This is a genomic window from Pseudomonas sp. PVC-3-1 (assembly GCF_057444315.1).
On record NZ_CM172023.1, the window covers coordinates 1497113 to 1515144 of the forward strand.

Sequence of the window (18032 nt, forward strand, 5' to 3'; positions counted from 1 at the left end):
TTGTGCGCTGCTGCTCGCGCAAGGACCTTTCCTGCGCAGGACGGGTCCGAGCCTGGCGTCGGCGTCTGTATGATGCGGGCGAGCGTCATTTTCCATCGTTGTGGGGTGTGCCTGTGATTCCAATTCGTTACCTGCTTCGTCAGTGGCTGCTGCTGTGCTGCCTGGGCCTCGGCTTGTCCGTCGCCGGGCCCGCACTGGCGGCGCTTCCCGGGCCGCTGGCCGGGGTGACGGGTGGGGGCGAGGCCAAGGTCAGCGACGCCCAGCTGGAGCAGTCGCTGAACCAGGTGATCAAGACCCTGGAGAGCGACCAGCAGCGTGCCGATCTGCTGAAGAAGCTCAAGCAGCTGCGCGATGCGACGAAGAAGAGTTCGGACGAGCAGGGCGGCGTGCTCGGCCTGATCGGCGACACCCTGGGCAGCCTGGAGAAGCAGTTCGAAGGGGCCAACAGCCCGATGGTGCGCTGGGCCGAGCTGTTCCAGGGGGCGGGTTTCGAACTGGAGGCGCGCACGCCGTCGCTGGCGGAATGGCCGGGAATGATCCTCGACTTCGCCCTGGTCATCCTCATCTGGGCCTGCGTTGCCCTCGGCCTGCGCTGGTTCGCCGGGCGCATGCGCAAGCGCTTCGGCCTGGAAGACGAACTGCCGCAGCATCCCAAGACCCGCGACCTGTTGCTGTTCGCCCTGCGCAAGCTCGGCCCCTGGCTGGTCGCCTTCCTGATCACCGTCTACCTGTCCGTGGTGTTGCCCAGCTCGCTCGGCAAGCTGGTGGCCATGGTGATCGCCTACACCCTGGTGTGCGGCACCCTGTTCTCCGCGCTGTGCGTGATCTCCCTGTCGCTGCTCAGCGGCCCGCACCGCATGCGTGCGCTGGATATCCTGCGCCGCCGCGCCTTCCGCCCCCTCTGGCTGATCGGCAGCCTTGCCGCGCTGGGTGAGGTGATGCACGACCCGCGCGTCATCGAGAGCCTGGGGATGAACATCTCGCTGTTCGTCGGCTCGGTGGCGAACATCTGCGCGGCACTGCTCACTGCACTGTTCGTCCTGCAGTTCCGCCGGCCCATCGCCCACCTGATTCGCAATCAGCCGCTGGAACGCCGCCTCAAACGCCGCGGGCTGAGCGACCTGGTCGAACTGATCGGCTCGATCTGGTTCCTGCCGGTGCTGGTGCTGGTGGGCATTTCGCTGTTCGCCACAATAGTCACGGCCGGCGACAGCAGCTATGCCCTGCGCCGCGCCCTGGTCTGCGCCGTCGTGGCAGTGGTGGCGATGACCGCCAACGGCCTGATCCGCCGCGCCCACCAGCGCTCTACCCGGCGCGGTGCCCGCCGCCACGCGCCGTACATCGAGCAACTGCAGAGCTTCGGCTACACCCTGCTGCACATCGCCAGCCTGCTGTTCTTCCTGGAGATCGGCCTGCGCGTCTGGGGCATGTCGCTGGTGCGCTTCGCCGAGGGCGACGGCTCGCAGATCAGTCTCAAGTTGTTCAGCTTCGGCACCACCCTGCTGGTCGCTTGGCTGGTCTGGATTCTCACCGACACCGCGGTGCAGCACAGCCTCGGCCTGGGCGGCAAGAAGAGCGCCAACACCCGTGCGCTGACCATGCTGCCGCTGATCCGCAACGTGCTGTTCGTGACCATTGCGGTGATCGCCCTGATCGTCGCCCTGGCCAACATGGGGATGAACGTCACGCCGCTGCTCGCCGGTGCCGGCGTGATCGGCCTGGCGATCGGTTTCGGCGCGCAGTCGCTGGTGGCGGACCTGATCACCGGTCTGTTCATCATCATCGAGGATTCGCTGTCGATCGACGACTATGTCGATGTTGGCGGCCATCTCGGTACGGTGGAAGGCCTGACCATCCGCACTGTGCGCCTGCGCGACCTGGATGGCGTGGTGCACACCATCCCGTTCAGCGAGATCAAGAGCATCAAGAACTACTCGCGGCAGTTCGGTTACGCCATGTTCCGCTGGCCGGTGCCGGCGAGCATGCCGATCGACGATGCGCTGGCGCTGGTCAAGGAAGTTTCCGGCGAGCTGCGCACCGATCGCACCATCAACCGCGCCATCTGGTCGCCGCTGGAAATCCAGGGCATCGAGAGCTTCGACGCCGGCCAGGCGATCCTGCGCTTCCGCTTCAAGACCGCGCCGATCCGTCAGTGGGAAGTGCAGCGCGCCTTCAACCTGCGCTTGCGACAGAAGCTCGACAAGGCCGGGCTGGAACTCTCCATGCCGCGCCTGAATGTGCAGCTCTCGCGCATGCGCAAATCGCGCCGCGAGGACGACGAGGAGCAAGGCGCACCGGCCGACGGCGGGATCTGAAACCGGCCTTCCGTTGTAGGAGCGAGCTTGCTCGCGAACGAGTTATCCGGTGACTCCAGTGCTGTGCGATTCGCGAGCAAGCTCGCTCCTACAGGCACAGGCACAGGCACAGGCGCCAGCGGTTTTCTCCAGCCCATAAAAAAGGCCTCCCGAAGGAGGCCTTAATGCTGTCGCTATTTATAGGTATTCGTGGATCAGACGCTGTAGTACAGGTCGTATTCCAGCGGGTGCACGAAGGTGCGCACCTTGATTTCTTCTTCCGACTTCAGCTCGATGTAGGCATCGATGAACTCGTCGGTGAACACGCCGCCCTTGGTCAGGAACGCACGGCCCTTGTCGAGTTCTTCCAGCGCCTCTTTCAGGCTGCCGCAAACCTGCGGGATTTCCTTCGCCTCTTCCGGCGGCAGGTCGTACAGGTTCTTGTCGGCGGCGTCGCCGGGGTGAATCTTGTTCTGGATGCCGTCCAGGCCCGCCATCAGCAGCGCGGCGAAGCACAGGTAGGGGTTGGCAGCCGGGTCCGGGAAGCGCGCTTCGATGCGGCGGGCTTTCGGGCTGGATACGTACGGAATACGGATCGAGGCGGAACGGTTGCGGGCCGAGTAGGCCAGCATGACCGGGGCTTCGAAGCCCGGAACCAGACGCTTGTAGGAGTTGGTGGCCGGGTTGGTGAAGCCGTTCAGCGCCTTGCCGTGCTTGATGATGCCGCCGATGAAGTACAGGGCGGTATCGGACAGGCCGGCATAGCCTTCGCCAGCGAAGGTGTTCTTGCCATCCTTGGAGATGGACATGTGAACGTGCATACCCGAGCCGTTGTCGCCGTACAGCGGTTTCGGCATGAAGGTCACGGTCTTGCCGTAGGCGTCGGCGACGTTGTGGATGCAGTACTTCAGGGTCTGAACTTCGTCAGCCTTGGCAACCAGGGTGTTGAACTTCACGCCGATTTCGTTCTGGCCGGCAGTCGCCACTTCGTGGTGGTGAACTTCGATGACCAGGCCCATTTCTTCCATGGCGTTGCACATGGCGGTACGGATTTCGTGGTCGTGGTCGACCGGCGGTACCGGGAAGTAGCCGCCCTTGACGCCCGGACGGTGGCCTTTGTTGCCGGTCTCGATGTCAGCGTCGGTGTTCCAGGAAGCCTGCTCGGAGAAGATCTTGAACATCGAGCCGGAGATGTCGGACTTGAACTTCACTTCGTCGAAGATGAAGAACTCCGGCTCCGGGCCAACGAATACGGTGTCACCGATACCGGTGGACTTCAGGTATTCCTCGGCGCGCTTGGCGATGTTGCGCGGGTCGCGCTCGTAGCCTTGCATGGTGCTCGGCTCGATGATGTCGCAAACGATGATCAGGGTCGGCTCTTCGGTGAACGGGTCGAGCACGGCGGTGCTGTCGTCCGGGAGCAGGATCATGTCGGAGGCTTCGATGCCCTTCCAGCCTTCGATGGAGGAACCATCGAACATCTTGCCGGCTTCGAAGAACTCGTCGTCCAGCGCGTCGCGGGCGGGCATGGTGACGTGCTGCTGCTTGCCTTTGGTATCGGTGAAGCGCAGGTCAACCCACTTCACGTCATGATCTTTGATCAGTTGTTGCGACTTGTACGACATGCTGTCCTCCAGGAGGGATTAGAGCTGGGAGCTTTTTCGTGCCCCAGTATCGGGTGATGCCGGCCGGAATACTCCGCCAGGGCAACCTGCCTCACAAGAGAGCAAGTTGCGTGCCAGTGCCCGTAAACGGGCAGGGGCCCTGAAATCACGGGCTCTGGCGTGTGTTACGGACAATTGCACGGAAATAGTGCACCGCTTTGGTGCTCCGTCGTGGTGCATAAGTCCATTTTGGTGCACCAAAAAGAAAGTCTCCGATTTCTGCTCAAGTCTTGAGCAATTTCGGATATAATTCCGCCCCTTTTTTTCAGTCCCATGGCAATCGGCCGGTTCGCATGAAACTCATCGTCAAGGTCTTCCAGGAAATCACCATCAAGAGCCGGCCGGTGCGCAAGCGCTTCATCCGCCAGCTGGCGAAGAACATTCGCACGGTGCTCCGCGATCTCGACCCTGAGTTGCTGGTCGAGGGCGAGTGGGACAACCTCGAGGTCGAGACCAAGGTCACCGACCCGAAAGTCCTGCGCGAGATGATCGAGCGCCTGACCTGCACGCCAGGCATCGGCCACTTCCTGGAAGTGCACGAATACCCGCTGGGCGATTTCGACGACATCCTCGAGAAGTGCAAGGCCCACTTCGGCGACAAGCTGCCGGGCAAGGTCTTCTCCATGCGCTGCAAGCGCGCCGGCAAGCACCCCTTCACCTCTATAGATGTGGAGCGTTACGTCGGTGGCGGCCTGCGCCAGCACTGCGGTGCGGCGGGCGTCTCGCTGAAGAACCCGGAAGTGGAAGTGCGCGTGGAAATCCGCCACGACCGCCTCTACGTGATCCACGCCCAGCACGATGGCCTGGGCGGCTACCCGCTGGGCGCGCTGGAGCAGGTGCTGGTGCTGATGTCCGGTGGCTTCGACTCCACCGTGGCGGCCTACCAGATGATGCGCCGCGGCATGATCAGCCACTTCGTGTTCTTCAACCTCGGCGGCCGTGCCCACGAACTGGGCGTGATGGAAGTCGCGCACTACCTGTGGAAGAAGTACGGCAGTTCCCAGCGCGTGCTGTTCGTCAGCGTGCCCTTCGAGGAAGTGGTCGGCGAGATTCTCACCAAGGTCGACGACAGCTACATGGGCGTGACCTTGAAGCGCATGATGCTGCGCGCCGCCAGCCGCGTGGCCGAGCGCCTGGAGATCGACGCGCTGGTGACCGGCGAGGCGATTTCCCAGGTGTCCAGCCAGACCCTGCCGAACCTCTCGGTGATCGACCGGGTGACCGACACCCTGGTGCTGCGTCCGCTGATCGTCAGCCACAAGCAGGACATCATCGACACCGCCACGCAGATCGGCACCGCCGAGTTCGCCAAGCACATGCCAGAATATTGCGGCGTGATTTCGGTGAACCCGACCACCCAGGCCAAGCCGTACCGCGTCGACCACGAAGAAACCAAGTTCGACATGGCCGTGCTCGACCGCGCCCTGGAGCGTTCCACCCAGATGACCGTCGACCGCGTGATCGACGAGCTGGGCAAGGACCTGGCGGTGGAAATGGTCGACGAAGTGCTGGCCGGCCAGATCGTGGTGGACATCCGTCACCCGGATGCCCAGGAAGATGAACCGCTGGCCATCGAGGGCATCGAAGTCCTGGCCATGCCGTTCTATGCGATCAACAGCAAGTTCAAGGAACTGGACGCCAACCGCCAGTACCTCCTGTATTGCGACAAGGGCGTGATGAGTCGCCTGCACGCCCACCACCTGGTCAACGAAGGGCACACCAATGTGCGTGTTTACCGTCCGCAATAAAGGCGCGGACCAACGCCGCCAGCCCGGACTGTTCGGCGGCAGTATCCGCCACCGACCTCCCGACACATTCGGTGCGTAGGCTCACGCCCTGACCTTTTGCACCGCCGCGCCACGGCCCGGCCCCCGCTGCCGACAACGGCAGCCGAAGATTCACTATCGAGACTGACACTGTGATCGAAAAACTGCGCAACATCGCCATCATCGCCCACGTCGACCATGGCAAGACCACCCTCGTAGACAAGCTCCTGCGCCTGTCCGGCACCCTCGACCGCAAAGAAGCGGAAAACGAGCGCGTAATGGACTCCAACGACCAGGAAAAAGAGCGTGGCATTACCATTCTGGCGAAGAACACCGCCCTGAAATGGAACGACTACAGCATCAACATCGTCGACACCCCCGGCCACGCCGACTTCGGTGGCGAGGTTGAGCGCGTAATGTCCATGGTCGACTCCGTACTGCTGGTGGTCGACGCCCAGGACGGCCCCATGCCGCAGACCCGCTTCGTGACCCAGAAGGCGTTCAAGGCCGGCCTGCGTCCGATCGTCGTGGTGAACAAGATCGACCGTCCGGGCGCGCGCCCTGACTGGGTCATCGACCAGATCTTCGACCTGTTCGACAACCTCGGCGCCACCGACGAGCAGTTGGACTTCCCGATCGTCTACGCCAGTGCCCTGAACGGCATCGCCGGCATGGACCACGAGAAGATGGACGACAACATGGACGCGCTGTTCCAGGCGATCATCGACCACGTTCCGGCGCCGAAAGTCGACGTCGACGGTCCGTTCCAGATGCAGATCTCCCAGCTGGACTACAACAGCTTCCTCGGCGTGATCGGTATCGGCCGTATCGCCCGCGGCAAGGTCAAGACCAACACCCCGGTCGTGGCCATCAGCGACGACGGCACCAAGCGCAACGGTCGTATCCTGAAGATCATGGGTCACTCGGGCCTGCAGCGCATCGAAGTCGCTGAAGCCGAAGCCGGCGACATCGTCTGCGTCTCGGGCATGGACGAGCTGTACATCTCCGACACCCTGTGCGACCCGCAGAACGTCGAGGCCCGCCCGCCGCTGACCGTTGACCAGCCGACCGTGAGCATGACCTTCCAGGTCAACGACTCGCCGTTCGCCGGTAAAGAAGGCAAGTTCGTCACCAGCCGCAACATCAAGGACCGTCTGGACAAGGAACTGCTGCACAACGTGGCCCTGCGCGTCGAGCAAGGCGACTCCCCGGAGAAATTCAAGGTTTCCGGCCGTGGCGAACTGCACCTCTCGGTACTGATCGAAACCATGCGCCGTGAAGGCTTCGAGCTGGCCGTAGGCCGTCCGGAAGTGGTCATCATCGAGACCGCCGAAGGCGAGAAGCAGGAGCCGTACGAGAACGTCACCATCGACATCGAAGAGCAGCACCAGGGCTCGGTGATGGAGCAGATGGGCCTGCGCAAGGGCGATCTGACCAACATGATCCCCGACGGCAAGGGCCGCGTCCGCCTGGAATACACCATCCCGGCGCGTGGCCTGATCGGCTTCCGTAACAACTTCCTGACCCTGACCTCGGGCACCGGCATCCTGACCTCGACCTTCAGCCACTACGGCCCGATCAAGGCAGGCGAAGTGACCAACCGTCAGAACGGCGTACTGGTCTCCATGGCCACCGGCACCGCGTTGACCTACTCGCTGGAAACCCTGCAGAGCCGCGGCAAGCTGTTCCTCGGCCCAGGCGACGAGATCTACGAAGGCCAGCTGGCCGGCATCAACAGCCGCGACAACGACCTGGTGATCAACCCCACCAAAGGCAAGAAGCTCGACAACATGCGCGCTTCGGGCAAGGACGAAGTCATCGCCCTGGTTCCGCCGATCCGCTTCACCCTGGAGCAGGCGCTGGAATTCATCGCCGATGACGAGCTGGTGGAAGTGACGCCGAAGTCGATCCGTCTGCGCAAGAAAATGCTCAACGAGAACGACCGCAAGCGCTACGAGCGCGCCAAGGTCTAACTCGACCAGCAGTACGAAAAAAGCCGGGCATCTGCCCGGCTTTTTTTTGCCCTTCTTCCGCGCTGGAGAGTTGTTCTTCGTAGGAGCGAGCTTGCTCGCGAACGAGTGACCCTAAAACGCCGAAGCCGGGCGGTTCGCGAGCAAGCTCGCTCCTACAGCTAAATGTCACCCTTTAGGAAATTTCTGACTTTTTCATGGAGCGTGGCCGAATTACCACCTTCTGACGTCTTATCCTTCGAAGCTGTGAGATCGTGGACGCAGGCCAGGGAGCCGGGCCGATATACTCAGCTTTCCGGGCGCTCGCGTCCGGTTCGGGATGGATTCGCAAAGAACCTCAAGGATTCGAAAGCATGCAATGGATTTTCATGCTGGTCGGCCTGGTCATCGGCGCCGCTGCGGGCGAGTCGATCACCGGGGCGGTGTTGGGCGCGGTAGTGGGCCTTGCTCTGGGGCAGACACTCGCGCTGCAGAGCCTGCAGCGGGAGAACGCCAGCCTTCGAGCTGAGCTGAAGGCCTTTGGCGAGCGCTTCGACCAGGGCACCAAGGCCCTCTACGAACGGTTGCTGCAGGTGGAGCGTGGCGCCGCCGCGCAGTCACTGCCGCCCAGCGTCGAGTCCGTTGCGCCGGAAACCACGGTCGCGCCGGTTGAAGCCGAGCCCGAGGTCGAAGCTCCCGCCAGCGAAACCGCAGCTACCGAACTGGACTGGAACATCGAACTGCCCGCTGACGAGCTGGCGCCGGCCCCTGCGGCGGCTGCGCGTGTCGAGGCGCCCATCGAGTGGTCCGACCTGGTGCTCGAGCCGATGGAGAGGCCCGCTGCCCAGGCCCGCGTCGAAAAGCCCGAAGTCCAACCGCCGCAGGTCCCTGCTGCGCCTCCGGTTCCGCCGTCTCCACCCGTTCCGTCACTGTTCGACCGTGCCTTCGGCGCCGCCCGCGACTGGCTGCTGGGCGGCAATACCGTGCTGCGCGTCGGCGTGGTGCTGCTGTTCCTCGGCCTGGCTTTCCTGCTGCGCTACGCCACCGAAGGCATGACCATGCCGCCGCAGGGGCCCTATATCGGCACCGCCGCTGCTGCGCTGGCGCTGCTGGGCCTTGGCTGGTGGCTGCGTCACCGGCGCCCGGCTTATGCATTGATTCTCCAGGGTACCGGCATCGCCGTGCTCTACCTGACCGTGTTCGCCAGCATCAAGCTGTACCCGGCGATGAACCACGGCGAAGTGCTGATCGACCCGAAGGCCGGCTTCGTGCTGCTGGTGGCGGTCACCCTGTTTTCCGCGATCCTCGCCATCCTGCAGGACGCCCTGGGTCTCGCCGCTGCGGCGGCGCTGGGCGGTTTTGCCGCGCCGATCCTGGCGTCCACCGGTGGCGGAAGCCATGTCGCGCTGTTCAGCTACTTCGCCCTGCTCAACGCCGGCATTTTCGCCATCGCCTGGTTCAAGGCCTGGCGACTGCTCAATCTGATTGGCTTCTTTGGCACCTTTGGCATCGGCCTGGCGTGGGGGTTGCGCTCGTACAAGCCTGAGCTGTTCGCCAGTACCGAACCGTTCCTGCTCCTGTTCTTCCTGACCTACGTCGCCATCGGCCTGCTGTTCGCCCGCCGTCGTCTGCGCGAGGCAGCCGGGGCGCCGGAGGATGATTCCCGCGAAGCCATGCTGCGCTGGTCGGCACGGCAGACCGACTACGTCGACGGCACGGTGCTGTTCGGCACGCCGCTGGTGGGCTTCGGCCTGCAGTACGGAATCATCCAGCACCTGGAATTCGGTGCGGCGTTCAGTGCCCTGGCGCTGGGCCTGTTCTACATGGTGCTCGCCCGCCTGCTGGCCGGGCGCACCGCCGGCCGTGCGCTGCTGCTGGTGGAAACCTGCCTGGCGCTGGGCGTGGTGTTCGGCACGCTGGCGATCCCGCTGGGCCTGGACGCACGCTGGACCTCCGCCGCCTGGGCCGTGGAAGGCGCCGGTATCTTCTGGCTCGGCTTGCGCCAACAGCGGCCCCTGGCGCGAATTTTTGCGCTGCTGCTGCAAGGCGGAGCGGCTTGGGCCTTTGTCACCAGCCTGGGCTGGACGCCGTGGATCACGTCCCCCTTGCTGGATGGCGCGCCGCTCGGCGCCCTGATGCTCGGTGCCGCACTGCTGTTCAGCTTCTGGAATCTGCGCACTGTTGATCCGCTGGTGCTACGAAGCTGGGAACCGACGGTCCGCCCACTGCTGGCGACGCTGGGCTTGGCCTTCCTCTACCTGATTGCGCCGTTGTGTCTGGGCACGGAGGGTACCGCCATCGCCTGGGCCCTGGCGGGGCTCGCCACGCTCTTCGCCGGTCTGCGCCTGCGTTCGCGGACCTTCCTCGCTTGCGCTTTTGCCGTGCAATTGCTGGGAGGGGCAATCTTCCTGCTACGGCTGCACGGCGCGGACTCCGGTAGCGGTGTGCTCGGCTCAGGCTGGCGCGGGCTGGTCACGGCCTCCCTGATTGGCCTCGCGCTGATCGCTGGCATGCTGATCGCTGCTCGCGATTCGATGGTGCGAGATGACCGCCGACTGATGCTCGGCCTGAGCGTGGTCCTGCTGCTGGGCCTGGCCTTCGTCAACCTCGCAGTGCTCTTCGTGCTGCCGTGGCAAACGGCGGCGGCGGTGTGGGCGGGCAGCGGCCTGCTGATCCTCTGGCTGAGCCTGCAATTGCAGCAGCGCGCGGCGTTCGTCTTCGGCCTGGTGCTGCAGGTGGTCGGTGCGGGCGCTTTCCTCTTCGGTGGCGCGGCGCTGTTCGGTGACCTGCCCAGCGAAGGCCTGAAGCCTCTGGCACACATGGGCTTCTGGACACCCGCCGTGCTGGCACTGGCGGCGCTGGTCGGCGCCTGGCGCCTGCACCGGGCCAGCGAGCGCGAACGCAATCTGGCATTGGCTGGCCTGGGCCTGGAGCAGCTGTCGCAACTGCTGCTGGTCTGGGGCGCCGGCTGGTGGGCGTTGACCGCGGTCTGGGAGATTACCCGCTTCGTTCCCGGCGAGATGCGCGAACATGTGGCGCTGCTGGTGGCGGCGATCAGCGTCGGCCTCTGGTCGCTGCTGGCGCGCCGCGAGCAATGGCGCGCGCTGGCGCTGCTTTGCCTGGCGCTGGTGCCGGTGTCGCTGGTGGCCCTGGCCAGTGCCTGGAACCTGCAATACCACCCACTGGCGGAGTTGGGCTGGCTTGGCTGGCTGGCCGTGTTCGCCGCGCACTTCCTCGTGCTGCGCCGCCTCGATGCGCTGCTGCCGCGCCTTGCTGCGCGGGCGGCCCATGTGCTGGGCTGTTGGCTGATCCTCGGCGTGCTGGCGCTGGAGCTGCGCTACCTGTTCTTCGCCCTGGCCGAGCATTACAACGCCTGGCGCTGGCTGGGCTGGGCGCTGGTGCCGAGTCTGTTCCTGATCCTCATGGGCGGCGTCGCGCGGCTACCGTGGCCGGTGGCGGCCTTTGAGCGCGAGTACCGTGCTATCGCTGCCGCTCCCGTGGCCGTGGCGCTGCTGGGTTGGTTCTGGCTGGTCAACCTGTTCAGCAACGGTGCGGCCGACCCGCTGCCGTATCTGCCGCTGGTGAACCCGCTGGAATTGGGCATGCTCATCGTGCTGGCGGCGATCTTCCAGTGGACGCGCCTTGGCCTGCCGCAACTGGGCGTGGCCGAATCCACCCTGCGCCTGCCGGTGCAGGCGCTGTTGGGCGCCTCGCTGTTCGCCCTGCTGACCATGGCGGTATGCCGCACCGCGCACCACTGGGGCGGTGTGCCGTTCGAGTTCGACGCACTGAGCCAGTCCATGCTGGTGCAGGCCGGGCTGTCCATCGTCTGGGCGCTGATTGCCCTGGGCCTGATGATCGTCGGGCACCTGCGCGGTCGTCGCGATTTCTGGCTGGTCGGCGCGGTGTTGCTGGTCGTGGTGGTGATCAAGCTGTTCCTGGTCGACCGCGCCAGTGGCGGCAGCCTGGAACGCATCATTTCCTTCATCGGCGTCGGCGTGCTGATGCTGATCGTCGGCTACTTCGCGCCGCTGCCGCCGCGCCGGTCGGCGCCCGAAGAGCCATCGCAACAGGAGCAACCCTCCGCATGAAGCTCAATACCCTCGTCCTGCTCGCCGGTGCGTGCCTGCTGGGCAACCAGGCCAGTGCCGCACCCACTCCGGCGGACTTTGCCCATCGCGTGCCACTGGAAGTTTCCGGCAACGGCCCCTGGTACCGTGCGCAACTGCCCATCGAAGTGTTGTTCGCCGCACGCCATGGCGACCTGCGCGATGTGCGCGTCTTCAATGCCGAGGGTCAGGTGCTGCCCTACAGCCTGCGCAGCAGCGCGGCGAGCGAGAAGGAGGTGCGCAGCGACGTGCAGGCGCGCATCTTCCCGTTGCGCGGTGCCTCTGGCAGTGCCGCCGGGGACAACCTGAAGATCGTCCGCAGCACCACCGGCACCATCCTGGAAATCGCTCCGAATAATCCGGCGCAGGACAAGACCCAGGTTCTGCGCGGCTGGCTGCTGGAGACCGGTTCCGGCGACCTGCCGCTGGACCGCCTGCGGCTTGACTGGACCGCCGACAGCGACGGCTTCCAACGGCTGCGCATCGAGGCCAGTGATGACCTGGAGCATTGGCGTTCCCTGGGCGAAGGGCAACTGGCGCGGCTGGACTTCAACGGCCAGCGCATCGAGCAGAACGATATCGCGCTGCCTGGCACGACAGCGCGCTATCTGCGCCTGTGGTGGGAGTCGCCTGAGCAGGCGGCGCAACTGGTGGGCGCCACGCTCAGCGGCAGCCGCAGCAGTACCGGTCCGGTGCCGATGCTCTGGTCCGAGCCGCTGGCGGCCAAGGCCGACAGCAATGGTGATTTCAGCTGGAGCCTGCCGTTGTCGCTGCCGGTGGAGCGCGTGCGGATTCCGCTGCAACAGGACAACACACTGGCGCCGGTAGTGATCTCCGGTCGTCACGACGGCAACGTGCAGTGGACGCCGCTGGCGCGTGGCGTGCTGTATCGCCTGCCGGGGCAGGGCGGTGAGATTACCCAGGAAGAGCTGGAGCTGCCTGGCACCACGCTGGGTCAATTGCGCCTGCAGGTAGATTCGCGCGGCGGTGGCCTGGGCGGCTCGACCGCGCACCTGAGCGTGGGTGTGCGTGCCAGCGAGCTGGTGTTCCTCGCGCGCGGCGGCGCACCTTACGAATTGGCAGTGGGCAGTGGTTCGATCACCGATGGCAGCCTGCCGCTGAGCACCCTGGTGCCGGGCTACGAGCCCAAGCGGCTGGCGAGCATGGGCGAGGCGCGGCTCAAGGGCACCTTGCAGGCGCCGCTGACACAACCGCCGGCGAATGCGGCCACGGCCGATACAGACTGGAAACGCTACGGTCTGTGGGCACTGCTGCTGGCGGGCGTCGGTCTGCTCGCGCTGATGGCGCTGAGCTTGTTGCGGAGTAATCGTCAGGCGAGCTGATCGGCGCGGATCGCCGCAAGATAGGGGTGTCGCCTGTAGAAATTCTGATACTGTCTTGGTTGTTCTGATTACCGAATAACAACAAAGCATGGAGTAGCAGAATGATCAGAAAGGCGCTCACCCCGCTGGCGGCTGCGTGCGCGATGGCCATTGCCACACAGGCCTCCGCAGCCCCTTCGCCGTATTCCACCATGGTCGTCTTCGGCGACAGCCTGAGCGATTCCGGACAGTTCGCCGATGCCGGCGGCCCCGCCGGTGCCAGCACCCGCTTCACCAACCGCGTCGGCCCGACCTACCTGGACGGCAGCGGCGAGATGTTCGGCCCCACCGCGCCGATGATCCTGGGCGGCAAGCTGGGTATCAGTGGCACCGACCTGAACCCCTCGACCTCGTTGGTCCCCGGCACCGTGGACGGTAACAACTGGGCTGTCGGCGGCTATCGCACCGACCAGATCTACGACTCCATCACGGCTGCAGGCGGCTCGGTGGTCACCTCCGGCTCCAGCAGCCGTACCCGCGACGGCTACCTGGTGAACAACCGCGCCGACCCGAACGCGCTCTATTACCTTACCGGCGGCGGCAACGACTTCCTCCAGCTGCGCATCACCAACGACCCCACCGCCCGCGCGGCGGCCGGCCGTCTGATGGACAGCGTGGATGCGCTGCACAACGCCGGCGCGCGCTACATCATGGTCTGGCTGCTGCCCGACCTCGGCCAGACGCCGGCCACCAACGGCACCGCGCTGGAGTCCTTCGGCACTCAGCTGTCGGGCATCTTCAACGAGGAACTGGTCACCCAGCTGGCCGCCTCCGATGCCGACGTCATCCCGCTGAACATCCCGGCGATGTTCAAGGAAGTGCTGGCCAACCCGGGCGCCTATGGCCTGGCCACCGGCCAGAACCTGATCGGCACCTGCTTCAGCGGCAACAGTTGCCCCGAAAACGCCGTGTACGGTCGTCACGGCACCAATCCCGATCCGACCAAGCTGATCTTCAACGATGGCGTGCACCCGACCATTGCCGGCCAGAGCCTGATCGCCGACTACGCCTACTCGGTGCTCTCCGCCCCGTGGGAAGCGACCATGCTGCCGGAGATGGCCCTGGGCACGTACAACGCCTACCAGGACCAGCTGCGCAGCCAGTGGCTGGCGGACTGGGAAAACTGGCAGGGGGTGAACCAGTGGCGCGGCTTTGTCACCGGTGGCGCACAGCACCTGGACTACGACGACCAGGACAGCGCGGCCGACGGCTCCGGCTATGGCGCCAACCTGACCCTGGGCACCAGCTACCGCCTCGATGACGCCTGGCGCGTCGGCGGCTCGCTGGGCTTCTACCGGCAGAAGCTGGAGCTGGGCTCGGACGACTCCGACTACAAGCTCAACAGCTACCTGGGCAGCCTGTTCGTACAGTTCCAGCAGAACCGCTGGTGGGCCGATGCTTCGGTGACCGGCGGCAAGCTCGACTACGACGAGGCCAACCGCAAGTTCAGCATCGTCAACCACGAGGTCGAGGAGAAGGCCGACACCGACGGCAGCCTGCTGGCCTTCAGCGGTCGACTGGGCTACGACATTGCCCAGGGCGGCGAGAACTGGCACCTGTCGCCCTTCGTCAGCGCGGACTGGGCGCGGGTGAAGGTCGATAGCTACGAAGAGGACAGCGGCCGCTCCACCGCGTTGGCCTTTGAAGAGCAGAATCGCTACTCACGCCGCCTCGGCGTCGGCCTGCAGGGCAAGCTGGACCTGTCCCAGGAAACCCAGCTGTTCGGTGAGGTCGCCGTGGAGCGTGAATACGCCGACGACACCCAGAACGTCGGCATGAACTTCACCAGCCTGCCGGACGTCGGCTTCAGCCTGCAGGGCTACACCCCGCAGAGCCACCTGCAGCGCGCCACCATCGGCTTCGCCCAGAAGCTGACTCCGGAGCTTTCGCTGCGCGGCGGCTACAGCGCGCACCGCAGCAGCGATGATCTGGCGCAGGGCGTGAACCTGGCCCTGAGCCTGGACTTCTGATCGTCTGATGCGAGCGTCGCGGGGTGACGGGCGGTGGCGGCCGTCACCCCGCTTTCTTTCCAGTGGAGTGCTCGCCGCGCGGCCGAAGGTCGCGGGGCCGGTCGTCTCTGGGGAACTGCCCGTGCACGGCGGGCTCCAAGCATTCGGTGAGGCCTGCGCACAAGGAGGCATCGCCCTCGTTTCCACGCTAGAATGCGCCCTGATTTTTTCTATCTTCTCCCCCGGAGCCTTCCATGTCCCGCGTTACCCTGAGCCGCTACCTGATCGAGCAGACCCGCAGTCACAACACCCCGGCCGACCTGCGTCACCTCGTGGAAGTGGTGGCCCGCGCGTGCAAGGAAATCAGCCACGCCGTGTCCAAGGGTGCGCTGGGTGGCGTGCTCGGCAGCATGGAAACCGAGAACGTGCAGGGCGAGGTGCAGAAGAAGCTGGACGTGCTGTCCAACGAAATCCTCCTGGAAGCCAACGAGTGGGCTGGCAACCTGGCCGGCATGGCCTCCGAGGAAATGGACCACCCCTACCAGATTCCGGGCAAGTACCCGAAAGGTGCTTACCTGCTGGTCTTCGACCCGCTGGACGGCTCCTCCAACATCGACGTCAACGTCTCGGTCGGCACCATCTTCTCCGTGCTGCGTTGCCCGCAGGAATACCTGAGCCAGAACGACAGCCTGCGTGAAGAGGCTTTCCTGCAGAAGGGCACCACCCAGGTCGCCGCCGGCTACGCCATCTATGGCCCGCAGACCATGCTGATCCTGACCCTGGGCAATGGCGTGAAAGGCTTCACCCTGGACCGCGAGCTGGGCAGCTTCGTGATGACCCACGACAACATCACCGTGCCGACCAGCACTGCCGAATTCGCCATCAACATGTCCAACCAGCGCCACTGGGAAGCTCCGGTGAAGCGCTATGTCGACGAGCTGCTGGCCGGCAAGGAAGGCCCGCTGGGCAAGAACTACAACATGCGCTGGATCGCCTCCATGGTGGCCGACGTGCACCGCATCCTGACCCGCGGTGGCGTGTTCATGTACCCGCGTGATTCCCGCGAGCCCGAGAAGCCCGGCAAGCTGCGCCTGATGTACGAAGCCAACCCGATGTCCTTCATCATCGAACAGGCCGGCGGCGCTGCCACCAACGGCCGCCAGCGCATCCTCGACATCCAGCCCGACAGCCTGCACCAGCGTGTTGCGGTATTCCTGGGCTCGAAGGAAGAAGTCGAGCGCGCCACCGCCTACCACCAGGAAGGCTGATGACCACCACGCCCTGGCAGAGCCTGCTCGACTGGTGGTTCGGCAACGCGCTGGATGCCAACGACGTCGCTGATCAGCGCAATGCGCTTTGGTTCGGCAAGAGCGCCTGCCAGGACATGGACTCGGAAAACCGTTTCGGCGGCCTGGTGCGCCAGGCCCTGGACGGTGGTCTGCAGGAGTGGGAGCGCGAGCCGCAGAGTTGGCTGGCGCTGATCCTGCTGCTGGACCAGCTGCCGCGCATGATCTTCCGTGATTCGCCGCGCGCCTACGCCGGCGATGCCCGCGCCCAGCAACTGGTGCGCCAGGGGCTGGAGGCCGGTTTCGATCGCCAGTTGCCGCGCATCGAACGAGTGTTCGTCTACATCGTGCTGGAGCACGCCGAGAACCTGGCCAGCCAGAATGAAGCGGTGCGCCTGTATGAGGAATTGCAGGGCGAATCCAGCGAGAGCGAGAAGGTGCTGTTCGCTGGTTACCTCGCCTATGCGCGCAAGCACCAGGTGGTGATCGAGCGCTTTGGCCGCTTCCCCCACCGCAACGCCATTCTCGGCCGCGAATCCACGGTCGAAGAAGTACAGTTCCTCACGGAACCTGGCTCACGTTTCTGACTCCAACCCGGCGGCCGAACCGGTCGCCCTGTGCCAAGCTTGTTGGCCTGCCCCCCCAATACAATGGAGTTGTCGATGTCCTTCCGCCGCCTCGCGCTCGTCGCGTTCTGTGTCGTCCTGGCCGCTTGCAGCAAAGTGAACCAGGAGAACTATTCCAAGATCAAAACCGGCATGACCAAGGCCGAAGTCGAGGACCTGCTCGGCAAGCCTGCCGAATGCTCCGGCGCACTGGGCGTTTCCAGCTGCACCTGGGGTGACGACAAGGCCTTCATCAGCATCCAGTATGCCGGCGACAAAGTGCTGCTGTTCTCCGCCCAGGGCCTGAAGTAACTGCCCTGGCAGGGCCGGCGGCCAAGGAGGAGCGAATGCGTCGATACATCAATCGATCCATGACCTGGCTGGCCTGCCTCGCCGTTCTGAGTGGCTGCGCGGGCTCTGCCCAGCAGCCGCCGGAGACCGTTCAGGTCGACCTCAAGCGCTATGAAGGCACCTGGTACGAGCTGGCGCGCAAGCCGATGTTCTTCCAGCGTCACTGCGCGCAATCCGAAGCTCATTACCAACTGCAGACTGACTCCAGCATCGCGGTGACCAATCGCTGTCTGACCACCGACGGCGAATGGGACCAGGCCACCGGTCGCGCCGAAGCACAGGTGGCGGGCCGTACCGACAAGCTCTGGGTGCGTTTCGATAACACCTTCTCGAAGATTTTCCCCGGTATCGCCAAGGGCGATTACTGGGTGCTCTACGTCGACGACGATTACCAGACGGCGCTGGTGGGCAACCCCAACCGCGAGTATCTCTGGCTGCTCTCGCGCAAGCCGGTGGTGCCGGATGCGACGCGGGACAAGATGCTGGAGCTGGCGCACGCGCGGGGTTATCAGACTGATGACCTGATCTGGCGGGCAGCCGATTCCACTTCAGCGGCCCAATGAAAAAACGCCCCAAGGGGCGTTTTTTCGTGGCGGCTATTTCGCTGGTACTGCCTGTGTGGGCTGTTTGTAGGAGCGAGCTTGCTCGCGAACCAGCCCCGCTGCGGAGATTGTTCG

11 protein-coding genes are annotated in these 18032 nt (G+C 64.8%); 10 read left to right on the plus strand and 1 reads right to left on the minus strand.

Annotated features, from left to right (window positions below; genetic code table 11):
• The first annotated feature begins 107 nt into the window (after positions 1-107).
• A complete protein-coding gene (locus AC2T4A_RS07035; protein ID WP_486742971.1) occupies positions 108-2315 on the plus strand; it encodes a mechanosensitive ion channel family protein in 2208 nt (735 codons plus the stop codon).
• Between the two features lie 194 nt (positions 2316-2509).
• On the opposite strand, the gene glnA is transcribed toward AC2T4A_RS07035, so the two are convergent.
• Positions 2510-3919, minus strand: a complete 1410-nt coding sequence (glnA, locus tag AC2T4A_RS07040) for a glutamate--ammonia ligase (protein ID WP_045215805.1) — start codon at positions 3917-3919, stop codon at positions 2510-2512.
• Positions 3920-4251: 332 nt separating this feature from the next.
• Between glnA and thiI the strand changes: the two genes are divergently transcribed.
• The 9 genes from thiI to AC2T4A_RS07085 all read left to right on the plus strand — a co-directional run bounded on the left by thiI (position 4252) and on the right by AC2T4A_RS07085 (position 17918).
• Positions 4252-5706, plus strand: coding sequence for a tRNA uracil 4-sulfurtransferase ThiI (gene thiI, locus AC2T4A_RS07045; RefSeq protein ID WP_486742972.1), 1455 nt, complete (start codon positions 4252-4254; stop codon positions 5704-5706).
• 170 nt (positions 5707-5876) lie between these two features.
• A complete protein-coding gene (typA, locus tag AC2T4A_RS07050; RefSeq protein WP_024766660.1) occupies positions 5877-7697 on the plus strand; it encodes a translational GTPase TypA in 1821 nt (606 codons plus the stop codon).
• A gap of 350 nt (positions 7698-8047) precedes the next feature.
• Positions 8048-11764: a DUF2339 domain-containing protein gene (locus AC2T4A_RS07055; RefSeq protein WP_486742973.1), complete on the plus strand. Its 3717-nt coding sequence runs from the start codon at positions 8048-8050 to the stop codon at positions 11762-11764.
• Complete coding sequence (locus AC2T4A_RS07060; protein ID WP_486742974.1) at positions 11761-13125, plus strand: DUF3999 domain-containing protein; 1365 nt, start codon at positions 11761-11763, stop codon at positions 13123-13125. Before AC2T4A_RS07055 ends, AC2T4A_RS07060 begins: the two co-directional genes overlap by 4 nt.
• Before the next feature lie 101 nt (positions 13126-13226).
• Positions 13227-15134 carry an esterase EstP gene (gene estP, locus AC2T4A_RS07065; protein ID WP_486742975.1) on the plus strand — a complete coding sequence of 636 codons (1908 nt, stop codon included), beginning with the start codon at positions 13227-13229 and terminating at the stop codon, positions 15132-15134.
• 233 nt (positions 15135-15367) lie between these two features.
• A complete protein-coding gene (locus tag AC2T4A_RS07070) occupies positions 15368-16381 on the plus strand; it encodes a class 1 fructose-bisphosphatase (protein ID WP_138523651.1) in 1014 nt (337 codons plus the stop codon).
• Positions 16381-16986 (plus strand): DUF924 family protein, encoded by a 606-nt coding sequence (locus AC2T4A_RS07075; protein ID WP_416749121.1) that lies wholly within the window; start codon positions 16381-16383, stop codon positions 16984-16986. The genes AC2T4A_RS07070 and AC2T4A_RS07075 overlap by 1 nt, the downstream gene beginning before the upstream one ends.
• Positions 16987-17061: 75 nt before the next feature.
• The gene (bamE, locus tag AC2T4A_RS07080) at positions 17062-17316 is read left to right on the plus strand and encodes an outer membrane protein assembly factor BamE domain-containing protein (RefSeq protein ID WP_138523647.1); all 255 of its coding nucleotides are present in this window, start codon (positions 17062-17064) and stop codon (positions 17314-17316) included.
• A 35-nt stretch (positions 17317-17351) separates the two neighbouring features.
• Entirely contained in the window at positions 17352-17918 is a 567-nt protein-coding gene (locus AC2T4A_RS07085; protein WP_416749123.1) for a lipocalin family protein, read from the plus strand.
• Positions 17919-18032 lie beyond the last annotated feature (114 nt).

What these genes read in the sequence shown, in the direction of transcription:
- glnA (WP_045215805.1), bottom strand. Translation starts at nt 3,919, where the DNA reads ATGTCGTACAAGTCGCAACAACTGATCAAAGATCATGACGTGAAGTGG.
- thiI (WP_486742972.1), top strand. Translation starts at nt 4,252, where the DNA reads ATGAAACTCATCGTCAAGGTCTTCCAGGAAATCACCATCAAGAGCCGG.
- AC2T4A_RS07055 (WP_486742973.1), top strand. Translation starts at nt 8,048, where the DNA reads ATGCAATGGATTTTCATGCTGGTCGGCCTGGTCATCGGCGCCGCTGCG.
- AC2T4A_RS07060 (WP_486742974.1), top strand. Translation starts at nt 11,761, where the DNA reads ATGAAGCTCAATACCCTCGTCCTGCTCGCCGGTGCGTGCCTGCTGGGC.
- estP (WP_486742975.1), top strand. Translation starts at nt 13,227, where the DNA reads ATGATCAGAAAGGCGCTCACCCCGCTGGCGGCTGCGTGCGCGATGGCC.
- AC2T4A_RS07070 (WP_138523651.1), top strand. Translation starts at nt 15,368, where the DNA reads ATGTCCCGCGTTACCCTGAGCCGCTACCTGATCGAGCAGACCCGCAGT.
- AC2T4A_RS07075 (WP_416749121.1), top strand. Translation starts at nt 16,381, where the DNA reads ATGACCACCACGCCCTGGCAGAGCCTGCTCGACTGGTGGTTCGGCAAC.
- bamE (WP_138523647.1), top strand. Translation starts at nt 17,062, where the DNA reads ATGTCCTTCCGCCGCCTCGCGCTCGTCGCGTTCTGTGTCGTCCTGGCC.
- AC2T4A_RS07085 (WP_416749123.1), top strand. Translation starts at nt 17,352, where the DNA reads ATGCGTCGATACATCAATCGATCCATGACCTGGCTGGCCTGCCTCGCC.